Annotated in this window: 9 protein-coding genes; 3 read left to right on the top strand and 6 right to left on the bottom strand. The window is 58.3% G+C overall.

Features of this window, described 5'->3' with window-relative positions; translation table 11 throughout:
- Positions 1-75 precede the first annotated feature (75 nt).
- Complete coding sequence (locus L3069_RS14255; protein ID WP_038416336.1) at positions 76-1,284, top strand: MFS transporter; 1,209 nt, start codon at positions 76-78, stop codon at positions 1,282-1,284.
- Here the strand turns inward: L3069_RS14255 and mtfA are convergent.
- Complete coding sequence (gene mtfA, locus L3069_RS14250) at positions 1,281-2,078, bottom strand: DgsA anti-repressor MtfA (protein WP_022648578.1); 798 nt, start codon at positions 2,076-2,078, stop codon at positions 1,281-1,283. The two genes, L3069_RS14255 and mtfA, sit on opposite strands and share 4 nt — an antisense overlap.
- A gap of 266 nt (positions 2,079-2,344) precedes the next feature.
- Between mtfA and L3069_RS14245 the strand changes: the two genes are divergently transcribed.
- A complete protein-coding gene (locus L3069_RS14245) occupies positions 2,345-3,247 on the top strand; it encodes a LysR family transcriptional regulator (protein WP_023300505.1) in 903 nt (300 codons plus the stop codon).
- On the opposite strand, the gene L3069_RS14240 is transcribed toward L3069_RS14245, so the two are convergent.
- The 3 genes from L3069_RS14240 to L3069_RS14230 all read right to left on the bottom strand — a co-directional run bounded on the left by L3069_RS14240 (position 3,219) and on the right by L3069_RS14230 (position 6,871).
- The gene (locus L3069_RS14240) at positions 3,219-4,007 is read right to left on the bottom strand and encodes a substrate-binding domain-containing protein (RefSeq protein ID WP_038416335.1); all 789 of its coding nucleotides are present in this window, start codon (positions 4,005-4,007) and stop codon (positions 3,219-3,221) included. The genes L3069_RS14245 and L3069_RS14240 overlap by 29 nt on opposite strands.
- Positions 4,008-4,013: 6 nt before the next feature.
- The gene (locus tag L3069_RS14235) at positions 4,014-5,315 is read right to left on the bottom strand and encodes an MFS transporter (RefSeq protein ID WP_023300503.1); all 1,302 of its coding nucleotides are present in this window, start codon (positions 5,313-5,315) and stop codon (positions 4,014-4,016) included.
- A 260-nt stretch (positions 5,316-5,575) separates the two neighbouring features.
- Positions 5,576-6,871, bottom strand: a complete 1,296-nt coding sequence (locus L3069_RS14230; RefSeq protein ID WP_023300502.1) for a serine hydrolase — start codon at positions 6,869-6,871, stop codon at positions 5,576-5,578.
- A gap of 95 nt (positions 6,872-6,966) precedes the next feature.
- Here L3069_RS14230 and L3069_RS14225 point away from each other — a divergent pair, with 95 nt between their 5' ends.
- The gene (locus L3069_RS14225) at positions 6,967-7,872 is read left to right on the top strand and encodes a LysR family transcriptional regulator (RefSeq protein ID WP_038416334.1); all 906 of its coding nucleotides are present in this window, start codon (positions 6,967-6,969) and stop codon (positions 7,870-7,872) included.
- Here L3069_RS14225 and fumA read toward each other — a convergent pair.
- Positions 7,861-9,510 (bottom strand): class I fumarate hydratase FumA, encoded by a 1,650-nt coding sequence (gene fumA, locus L3069_RS14220; protein ID WP_063135752.1) that lies wholly within the window; start codon positions 9,508-9,510, stop codon positions 7,861-7,863. The genes L3069_RS14225 and fumA overlap by 12 nt on opposite strands.
- Before the next feature lie 52 nt (positions 9,511-9,562).
- A complete protein-coding gene (locus L3069_RS14215; RefSeq protein WP_074133615.1) occupies positions 9,563-11,071 on the bottom strand; it encodes an anion permease in 1,509 nt (502 codons plus the stop codon).
- Between the last annotated feature and the right edge of the window lie 47 nt (positions 11,072-11,118).

The raw sequence follows: 11,118 nt of genomic DNA, 5'->3' as shown, positions 1-11,118 counted from the left end.
CAACTATTTTTGCAATATTTGTTTTCATAAACTTCATAATTTCCACACATTTATTGACATTATCTTCACAATTCTATGCGCACCTGTACTGAGAACATCACAGACAATATGGCCCCGAAGGCAAACTGGCCCCTTGCACTGGGCGCCGGTTTATTGGGTATCGGACAAAACGGTTTGCTGGTCATGCTGCCGCAGCTGGTCTCCCTGACCGGACTGTCGCTCTCCGTCTGGGCCGGGCTGCTGATGTTCGGCTCGATGCTCTTTTTACCCGCATCGCCCTGGTGGGGACGCCAGAGCGAGCGGCACGGCTGTAAGGTCGTGATGCTGGCCTCGTTAGGGGGCTATCTGGCGAGCTTCGTCGTGATGGCGCTGGTGGTCTGGGCGATGGCCAACGGCGCGCTGAATGCCCTCTGGGGAATGGCGGGCCTGGTTCTGTCGCGCATGCTGTACGGCCTGACGGTATCGGGGCTGGTGCCTGCGGCCCAGACGTGGGCCATTCAACGCGCGGGGCTGGATAAAAGAATGGCGGCGCTGGCAACGATAAGCTCTGGCCTTAGCTGCGGGCGTCTGCTGGGACCGCCTCTGGCCGCGCTGATGCTCAGCGTCAGCCCGGTCGCACCGCTCTGGCTGATGGCGCTGGCGCCGTTTATCGCGCTGCTTCTGGTGCTGCGCGAAGCCGCCGATCCCCCGCTGCCGCCGGTGGCGCACCAGTCGACGCGGTTACAGGCCTCTATGATGCCTTTCCTGCTGCTGGCGCTGCTGCTGGCGGCGTTGGTCAGCCTGATGCAGCTTGGTTTATCGCCGCATCTTCATCCGTTATTTAATGGCGATGCCGTGCAAATCAGCCATCATGTCGCCCTGCTGCTGAGCCTGGCCGCGCTGGCGACCCTGGCGGCGCAGTTTCTGGTGGTCCGCCCGCAGCATTTTAGCCCAAGGGTTTTACTCTTGATTGCCGCGGTCTTGATGGTGGCGGGGCTTGGGCTGATGTGTCTCGCCAGTTTAGCCCTGTTCTACGTGGGCATTGTCATCACCTCGCTGGGTGCCGCCATGGCCACGCCGGGATACCAGCTTTTGCTCAACGATCGGCTGACGACGGGCAAAGGGGCAGGGGTGATCGCCACCAGCCATACGCTGGGGTACGGGGCCAGTGCGCTGCTGGTACCCGTGGTGACGCGCTTTTACGGTGAGCAGTTTTTGATTACTGCCGCATGGGGAATGGCGCTGCTGTTTCTCGCGGTGAGCGTGTGGGTACGATCGACCGATCGTACCCCTGCTGAACATTAGTGGAACGGATGAGAGGAGGTGCTGGCTGCGTCCTCACTTTGCCGCAGACGCTGGAGCGGATCCTGCTGGTAAAACTGGCAGAAACGCTGCCACAGCGCCGGGAAGCGTGGGGCGAAAAGCTCAGGTGCGCTAAAGAAATACTCGGACAGCACCGCGAAGCACTCGGCGGGATCGGTCGCGGCATAGGCATCAATGCTGGCCGCGCTTTCACCCACCAGGTCTATCTCATCCTGAATGTTTTCCATCGCCGCGTGCAGGTCGTGCTCCCATCCCGCGACTTCACGCAGCGGGATCAGCGGCACGCCGCTGGCGCGATCGCCGTTGCGGGTATCCAGCTTATGCGCTACTTCGTGAATGATCAGGTTGAAGCCCGAGGCATCGAACGAGTCCTGAATATCCAGCCAGTTGAGGATGATCGGCCCTTGCTGCCAGCTCTGCCCGGACTGCACCATACGCTGGTTGTGCACCAGCCCGATGTCATCCTCCCACTCATCATCGACGATAAACGGCGCCGGGTAGATCAGCACTTCATGGAAGCCATCCAGCCATTCGATACCCAGCTCCAGTACCGGTAAGCAGAAGAGCAGGGCGATGCGCGAATTTTTAAGCGGATCCAGTTCGAAGCCCTGTAGCGGCACCAGCCGTTTTTGCTGTAAAAAACGCTCGGCCAGCTGAATCAGCTTTGATTGCTCTTCAGGCAAGAGATTCGCCAGCACGGGGATCGCCAGAGCCTCATCCCAGGGCAGCGCCATATTTCGACCAGCTTCGTTCGTTTTCCAGGGCCACTTAATCATCGCTTTGCTCGTTACTCGCACGTGAACAAAATGGAAAGGTCAGGGGCTGTTAGCATGCCAACATACTCTGTTAAGCAGTATGACACTCCTCTTCGGCGGCATGCAGACTGGCAGCCTGTTTAAGAGGAATCCAGCCCGCATAAACTATCACTATGTGCCGTAAGGTTGATAGCGCTTTAGGGGTATCCCCTTCATTTTGTGAAGTATGTCGTACGCGGCTATGATAAATCTCTTCTTACCCTACCGTGCTTAAGGATCCCGTCAGTATGCCCGTCAATTTTGACCTCAACGATCTCTACGCCTTTCGCGCTTTACTGGAATACGGCAATTTCCGTCTTGCGGCAGAATCTATCTGCCTTTCCCAATCGGCGTTGAGTCGCAGAATTGAAAAGCTGGAGGCGGCACTGGGGACAAAACTGTTCGACAGAACCACCCGGCGCGTCACGCTGACCCTGTATGGACAGACCTTTGCCGACCGGTGCGGGCAACTGCTTGTCGACGTGGAGTCCATGCTTTCGGATATCGATAAGGCCAGCGAGGAGCGCACGGGATTAATCACCGTGGCGACGGTGCCGTCAGCCGCCTGTTACTTTATGCCGGATGTGATCCGCCGCTTTCAGTCCCGTTACCCCCGCGTGCGCATTAAACTTATCGACAGCAGCGCCGGAAATGTTATCGAGGCCGTCACCCGCGGACAGGCGGATTTTGGTATCTGCTTTGCCCGGAGTTTACAGCCCGACATCGAGTTTGTCCCGCTGGTGGAAGACGTCTACGTGGCCGCCTGCCGACGAGACAGCCCGCTTGCAAAAAGAAAAAGCCTGACGTGGCAGGCTTTTTATCAGCAGGATTATATCGGTCTGGATAAGACCTCCGGCAACCGCAATCTTCTCGACCAGCGGGTCGGACATATTCGGCCTGAGCGCCCCAGCATCTGCGAAACGCGGCACGTGACGACTATGCTCGGGATGGTTGAAGCCGGGATCGGCATTGCGGCCGTTCCCGCCATGTCAATGCCCCGCGCAGAGCATTCGCTGCTGACGTCGGTGCCTTTAACCGAGCCAGAGGTCAGGCGAACCGTGGGGTTGATTCGCCGCCGCGGGCGGATCCAGTCCTACATTGCTGCCGAACTCGAAACGCTGATCACCGAGCAGTATCGCGAGGTGCACTGACGGGCGTTAAGCCCGTTGCCGTAATGACGCTGGCCGCCTGTGGCGAGGAGAGAAAGGCCAGCAGCGCTTTTCCCTGCTCAGGATGGTCGGCCTTCTGCGTTACGGCTCCGGCGAAACGGGTAATGTACTGCATGTCGTCAGGCAACTTACCCACAAACGTCACGCCCGGGACCGGCAGAAGCTCGCTCACCTGCTGAAAGCCGAGTTCGTATTTCCCTTTTGCCACTTCAGACGCCACCGGGATGCGCTCAACCCGGTGCGCTTTATTTTGGACCTGGCCGTCGATGCCCAGCTTACGGAACAACTGGCTCTCAACATACCGGCCGCTGGCGCTGTCGGAATAAGCCATGGAATGCGCCTTCAGCAGCGTTTGCCGCAGGGCGGGTACCGTACTGATATCCGGCACCGGCGCGCCCGCTTTGACGACCATCCCGACGGGCGAATCCGCCAGCTCCACGCGGGAGCCCGCCGCCGTCCTGCGATCCTGTTCCAGTTTCGCCAGCGCATCTCCAACCATAATCACCACGTCCGCTTTTTCGCCCCGGGCGAGCCGGGCCGGAATGGCCTGCGGTGTTTTGCCCATCGACGGGCCGGAGACCACAATGAGCCTGTCGCCGCTTTGCGCTTCGTACTGCGGCGCCAGCTTCTCCAGCGCCGCTTTGAAGCCGCCAGAAATCATCACCGTTACATCCTGCGCAAGCGTGCCCGCGCTGAGGGTGGCGAAGGTCAGGGCGGCAATCACCGTTCTGAATGTAAGCATGAGGGATCACTCCTTAACGGCGGTTTGCAGGATTAACGTGCGACGACGATAGAGATAAAGCGTTGCCAGCAGGGCGCAAACGGCGGCAAAGCTCATCCAGTAGCCCGGGGAGGCTTTGTCGCCGGTGTACTCAATTAAGGCGGTAGAAATCACCGGCGTGAAACCGCCAAAGACCGCCGTTGCCAGGCTATAAGCCAGCGAGAAGCCCGCCACGCGCACCTCTGCTGGCATGATCTCCGTCAGGGCCGGGATCATCGCGCCGTTATACAGGCCGTAGAGGAAAGAGAGCCACAGCAGCACGGTCAGCATCATTGAGAAACTCGGGGCTGCCGCCAGCATCGTCAGTGCCGGATAGCTGGTCGCCAGCGCCAGCAGCGTCATGGCGATCAGCACCGGTTTGCGTCCGAAGCGGTCCGACAGCGCGCCGCCAATCGGTAGCCAGATGAAGTTAGAAATGGCTACCAGTAGCGTGACCAAAAGACTGTCCGAGGCGCTGAGCATCAGGACTTTTTTACCGAAGGTCGGTGCGTAAACGGTGATCAGGTAAAACGCGGTGGTGGTCATCGCCACCATCAGCATGCCCGCGATGACTACTGGCCAGTTGGCGAGCAGCGTTGTGAAGACCTGACGCATCGCCAGATGGTGGCGACGGGCGCTGAATTCCTCGGTCTCCTCCAGCTTGCGGCGCAGGAAAAAGATGAACGGCACAATCAGACAGCCAAACAGGAACGGAATACGCCACCCCCATTCGCGAATGGCACTCTCTTCCAGCACCATATTCAGCGCAAAGCCCATCGCCGCCGCGATCATAATGGCGACCTGCTGGCTACCCGACTGCCAGCTGGTGTAGAAACCCTTGCGGCCCGGCGTGGCGATCTCCGCCAGATAAACCGAAACCCCGCCCAGCTCGGCGCCTGCCGAAAAGCCCTGCAACAGGCGGCCGGTCAGCACCAGTAGCGGCGCCCACAGGCCAATGCTCTGATAAGAAGGGATCAGCACAATCAGAAAGGTTCCGGCAGCCATAATCGACAGGGTGACGATCAGCCCTTTACGGCGGCCCACTTTATCAATGTAAGCCCCCAGCACAATGGCCCCGATCGGACGCATCAGAAAGCCCGCGCCAAAGACGGCGAAGGTCATCATCAGCGACGCAAATTCACTGCTTGCCGGGAAGAACGTGTGGGCGATGTAGGTGGCATAAAAGCCGAACAGAAAGAAGTCGAATTGCTCAAGAAAGTTGCCCGACGTGACGCGGAAAATTGCGCCCGCTTTCGAACGAACCGTTGCAGGTGAGGTTGAGGAAACCATAATTATCTCCAGTTTTATAGTGACGTTATGCTCGTCTGTTTCTGAAAACTGGATCAGGAAGTGGAAATTGATAAGCGCAAATCGCGCATGGACTGATGCGTGTGGTGCATTAATGACAAAGCGTTGACCAGTATTTACATATTCAACAATAACTTAACATTTCAGTAATCTGTTATTTACCACATTTCGCTAAGTTGCTGATATATCAGTTTTGTGACACCGCGCAGGTGAGAAGCCAGGCGGGGCCTGGCTTGGGATTATCAGCGCAGCGCGTTCGCAATCGCGCTAAACATCAGCGACGCTTCCAGCGGCTGGGCGCTGAATGACGGCTCTGCCTGCGGCCAGGTGGACCACTGGACGATAACCAGATTTTCTTTCTGATTAACCACGATCATCTGACCAAAAATACCCAGCGCCCACAGGGAATCCTTCAGCGAATTTTCGACTTTCGGCTCCACGTTTGTGGCGGTGGCCGGCACTTCGTTGTTCCACCACTGGTAGCCGTACAAGCCCTTCGGATGCGCGGCGGACACCGATCCTTTGGCCTGTGTCCAGGCTGAGGACTGTTTCACCCAGCCCTCGGGGAGGATCTGCTTTCCGTCCGGCAGTGTACCGTTATGCAGGATAAACTCCCCGAAACGCCCCCAGTCTTCCAGCGTGGCGTTAAATCCATGCGCACCCACGTCGTGCTGGCCTTTGCTGTAGGCATGCCACACGCCGTCGCTCGCCATGCCGTACGGTTGCCAGATGCTTTTCTCCAGATACGCCGCGAGCGTCATGCCGGTGGCGCGCTCAAGCACATCGCCTAACAGCCAGGCGCCACCCGAGGAATAGGACCAGTTTTCACCCGCCGGGTGTTCACGGTGTAATCCTTTCACCAGGGTGCGCACGCAGTCGTAGGTGCCCGGTTTCGCTTCGCATTCGGTAAGCCGGGCGAAGTCTGACTGCGGGTTAGTGTAATCTTCGTTCCACGCCACGCCCGAGGTGTGGGTGATGAGCTGTTTCAGCGTTACGCCCTCCCAGGCGGTGCCTTTTAAATCCGGTTCGTACTGGGTGATGAGGTCGTCCAGGGAGTGGATTTTACCCTCTTTTATCGCAACGCCCACCAGCGCGGAAACCACCGATTTGCCCACGGAACGCGACGTCCAGAGCGTTGAGTTGGTATTGCCTTCTCCCAGGTATTTATAGGCCACTTTGCCATTTTTCAGCACCAGCATGCCGCTGACGTTCTGGCGTTTCAGGTAATCCTGAAGATTGTAAATCTTACCCTTCACCTGATAGCGGGCATCGGTGAGCGGTTTTTCTGCGGGCAGCAGCGGCGTTGCGTTGCCGTGGCGGAACACATCGCCCGCGTAGTTGCGGTAGTCATTGCGAAAGCCCACCACGCGATCGGCCTGGCTCCAGGTGAGCATGGTATGTGCGTCCGGGAGTCTGGCATCGAAAGGCGCCGGACAGGTCGTGAGGTCGGTACCGTTGCAGGCCGCCATGACGGCGGGCGAGAGCAGGCTGCTGACAACCAGCGCCGCGAGCAGCGTGCGGTTTGTTTTGATTTTCATATTTATCTCGTTTGGCTCAGGAAGGACTTCAGTTTAAGAACCTGCGGCCTATAATAAAAAACGCGTTATGGGGGAAAATCCCCCGGAAAAATCGCGTGGAGAATGACGTGGCATCCCTGATCTATTCCTTTGCCCAACTTGAGGCGTTCACCGCCGTCGCTGAGCACGGTAGCCTGATGAAGGCGGCCAGTAAACTCGGCAAAGATCGTACAACCTTGCGGGATCTGATCGATTTTCTTGAGGATGGGCTGGGCTACGCTCTGTTCCTGCGGGAGGGGCGCAGCCTGCGCCTGACGCCGGAGGGGGAGCAGCTTCAGCAGCAGGCGCACCTGCTGATGCGGCAGGTCAAAGCATTTGAGGCGTTTGCCCGATCGGTGCCGGACAGCGCCACGCATGACATTGCACTCGTTTACGATCCGTTCACCCCCAGAGCTTTTTTACAGGCGCTGATTGCCACACTGGCGGCGAAAAAGATCCGCCTGAGCCTGACCAGCGCATCGCGCGATGAGGCGGAAGCCATGCTGGCGAACGGCCAGGCCGATCTGGGGATCTGCCAGGCGCGCAACCGCAGCGTGGGCAATGAGATGGAGTGGCGGGCGTTAGGGGCGATCGAAATGGATTTTTACGCCGCAACGACGCTTTTTGCGGAGGTTGCGTCGCCGGTGGCGCTGCTCGATCTCTCTCTGGTTCCGCAGGTGATTATGCATGCCGCGTCAGATGAGCCGGTTGCCCGTCGCCTGCAAATTTCAGGGCACACGCTTTTCACTAACGAACTGGAGATGCTGCGCGGCCTGCTGGAGAAAGGGTGCGGCTGGGGATTTTTGCCGACGCATCTTCAAGCGGCGCGATGGCAAAACGTAAAAAGGCTGCACACCGAAGTGGGCAGCCAGGGGATCGGTCAAACGATGGTGACGATCTGGAAACCGGGCAGCGACAAGCGCGGGTTAATTAATGAAACGCTGTCGCTGCTGCCGTCATTGTGGAAAGACTCAGCGCTGTGAACAGCCTTTGCACTGTTTATTCTGGATCTGCTGGAAGAAATCGTTGCCTTTGTCATCCACCAGGATAAACGCCGGGAAGTTCTCCACTTCAATTTTCCAGATCGCTTCCATTCCCAGTTCCGGATACGCGACGCACTCCAGGCTCTTGATGCTGTTTTGCGCCAGCACCGCCGCCGGGCCGCCAATGCTGCCGAGGTAGAAGCCGCCGTGCTTATGGCAGGCGTCCGTCACCTGCTGGCTGCGGTTACCTTTGGCCAGCATGATCATGCTCGCACCGTGGGATTGCAATAAGTCCACGTAGGAGTCCATACGCCCGGCGGTGGTTGGACCTAAGGAGCCAGACGCGTAGCCTTCTGGCGTTTTGGCCGGGCCTGCATAGTAAATCGGGTGATCTTTGACGTACTGCGGCAGGGCTTCGCCGTTATCGAGCAGTTCTTTCAGCTTCGCATGGGCGATGTCGCGCGCCACAATAATGGTGCCATTCAGCGACAGGCGGGTGGAGACCGGGTGCGCGGAAAGCTGCGCAAGAATATCGGGCATCGGCTTGTTCAGATCAATGCTTACCACGTCGCCTTCTCCCTGCTGGCGCAGGGATTCAGGAATATACTGGCCCGGATTGTGCTCCAGCTTCTCAATCCAGATCCCCTCGCGGTTAATCTTCGCCTTGATGTTGCGGTCGGCGGAGCACGAAACACCCATGCCGATCGGGCAGGAGGCACCGTGGCGCGGCAGACGGATCACGCGAATATCGTGGGCGAAGTATTTCCCGCCAAACTGCGCGCCAAGGCCGAGGTTTTGCGCTTCCTGAAGCAGTTCCTGCTCGAGCTGGACGTCGCGGAACGCCTGGCCGTGCGCGTTGCCTTCGGTTGGCAGGCTATCGTAGTAGCGCGCAGAGGCGAGCTTGACGGTTTTCAGCGTGGCTTCCGCTGAGGTGCCGCCGATAACGAAGGCGATATGGTAAGGCGGGCAGGCCGCGGTGCCGAGGGTCCGCATCTTCTCAACCAGATAATTTTTCAGCTTCGCCGGGGTGATCAGCGCTTTGGTTTCCTGATACAGATAGGTTTTGTTGGCGGAACCGCCGCCTTTCGCCATGCAGAGGAATTTGTACTCGTCACCATCCACGCTGTAGAGGTCGATCTGCGCGGGCAGGTTGGTGCCAGTATTCACCTCTTTATACATATCCAGCGCCGCATTCTGCGAGTAGCGCAGGTTGTCTTCAATATAGGTGTTATACACGCCCTGGCTCAGCGCTGCTTCGTCACCGCCGCCGGTCCAGACGCGCTGGCCTTTCTTACCCATAATAATCGCGGTGCCGGTATCCTGGCAGGTCGGCAGCACGCCTTTCGCCGCAATCTCGGAATTGCGCAGGAATTGCAGGGCGACGTACTTATCGTTCTCGCTGGCTTCCGGGTCGCTCAGAATAGCCGCAACCTGCTTCTGGTGAGAGGTGCGCAGCATAAACGCCGCGTCGTGGAAGGCCTGCTGGGCCAGCAGGGTCAACGCCTCTGGCTCGACTTTCAGCACTTCCTGACCGTCGAACTCGGCAACGGAAACGTGCTCTTTGGTCAGCAGATAATATTCGGTGTCGTCATGCGCGAGTGGGAAGGGGTTCTGGTAGATAAAGGGTTTGTTTGACATAGCTTGCTCCACAAAAATTTAACCGCCGGAGGAAATGTCCGGCGGTCAGAAATCAGAACATCATGGACATCCACGGGTAACCAATCAGCAGCAGAGCTGCGAGGAAAATGGCACCGAAGATGGTGCCGAGGCGCCAGTAGTCTTTGGTTGGCAGGTAGCCGCTACCGTAGTAAATCGGGCTTGGGCCAGTACCGTACGGGGTAATGATCCCCATCACGCCCAGCGAGGTCACCATCAGCAGAACGAACACTTCCATATTCATGCCCGGAATGGTGGAGGCAATCGTCAGCATCGCTGGCAGTAGCGCGGTAGTGTGCGCGGTGGTGCTGGCAAACAGGTAGTGCAGCAGGTAGAACGCCAGCAGCAGGACGATGGTGGCGACACCCGGAGAGATACCGCTCATCAGCATGCCGCCTTCTTTACCCAGCCAGCTGATAAAGCCGGTGGAGGAGAGACCATCCGCCAGTGCCACCAGGGTGGCGAACCAGACGAAGGTATTCCACGCGGCTTTGTTGCCGGTGATGTCGTTCCACTCCAGCACGCCGGTCCACAGCATCAGGCCAACGATCAGCAGGGCAGCCATGGCCGGTTCAATCCACGCCGCGGCGAAGATCCACATCAGCAGCGCGCAGCACACGAACACCAGCAGCAGGATCTCATTGCGCGACAGTTTGCCCAGTTTTTCCAGTTCGCGGGTCGCCCACAGAGGTACTTCATTGTTTACCTTCACTTCTGGCGGGTAGAACCAGTAGGCCAGCAGCGGCATGGTCAGGATCAGCAGGATACCCAGCGGCAGGAAGGCGAGGAACCAGGTCCCCCAGGAGATATCAATTCCAACGGTGCTTTTCACCAGCGCCAGTGCCAGCAGGTTAGGTGCCAGAGCGGAAAGGAACATCGAGCTGGTGATACAAGCCGCGGTGATTGCCACCCACATCAGATAGGAACCGATTTTGCGCGCGCTTGGGTCGTTGGGTTTTGAACCGTACAACGGCGGCAGGTTAGCGATAATCGGGTAGATGGTCCCGCCGCTGCGCGCGGTGTTGGACGGGGTGAACGGGGCCAGCAGCAGGTCCGCAAACGTAATGGCGTAACCGAGCGTCAGGCTGCGACGGCCCAGGTACTTCACCAGAATCAGCGCCAGGCGGCGGCCGAAGCGGGTTTTGTCGTAGCCTGCGGCGAACATAAAGGCACCGAAAATCAGCCAGACGGTGGAGTTACCAAACCCGCTCACCGCCCATTTAAAGGAGGCGCCCGCCAGCTTGAATTTCGGGTCAGTCAGCTGTTCGGGGCTAAAGAGCACCCACTGGCTGCACAGCGCAATCGCCACCACGCCGGTGAGGCCGATTACGGCGCCCGGCAGAGGTTCGAAAATCAACCCGACGATGACGCCGACAAAGATGGCGAAGTAGTGCCACGCATATGGCGGCAGCCCTTCCGGAACGGGGACAAACAACAGCAGGACGGCGACAATGACGGGCAGGGCCATCATCAGCAGGCGTTTTGCTGTTCCATTTGATGCCAGATTCGCCGCAGGAGGCGTTACAGCAGTTTTTGTTTTCATAGTTTCACGTCTTAAGTTGTCAAAAATTCGTCGTACAGCGAAAACAC

This window comes from Enterobacter cloacae complex sp. ECL411, assembly GCF_021869665.1.
Taxonomy (GTDB): Bacteria; Pseudomonadota; Gammaproteobacteria; order Enterobacterales; family Enterobacteriaceae; genus Enterobacter; species Enterobacter intestinihominis.
The sequence above is the reverse complement of the archived record's forward strand: the minus strand, read 5'-3'. Positions and strand labels throughout refer to the sequence as shown.

Bases quoted from the DNA above. Each gene is read 5' to 3' on its own strand.
- L3069_RS14235 (WP_023300503.1), bottom strand. From the start codon at position 5,315: ATGGTTTCCTCAACCTCACCTGCAACGGTTCGTTCGAAAGCGGGCGCA.
- fumA (WP_063135752.1), bottom strand. From the start codon at position 9,510: ATGTCAAACAAACCCTTTATCTACCAGAACCCCTTCCCACTCGCGCAT.
- L3069_RS14215 (WP_074133615.1), bottom strand. From the start codon at position 11,071: ATGAAAACAAAAACTGCTGTAACGCCTCCTGCGGCGAATCTGGCATCA.
- L3069_RS14230 (WP_023300502.1), bottom strand. From the start codon at position 6,871: ATGAAAATCAAAACAAACCGCACGCTGCTCGCGGCGCTGGTTGTCAGC.
- mtfA (WP_022648578.1), bottom strand. From the start codon at position 2,078: ATGATTAAGTGGCCCTGGAAAACGAACGAAGCTGGTCGAAATATGGCG.
- L3069_RS14240 (WP_038416335.1), bottom strand. From the start codon at position 4,007: ATGCTTACATTCAGAACGGTGATTGCCGCCCTGACCTTCGCCACCCTC.
- L3069_RS14255 (WP_038416336.1), top strand. From the start codon at position 76: ATGCGCACCTGTACTGAGAACATCACAGACAATATGGCCCCGAAGGCA.
- L3069_RS14245 (WP_023300505.1), top strand. From the start codon at position 2,345: ATGCCCGTCAATTTTGACCTCAACGATCTCTACGCCTTTCGCGCTTTA.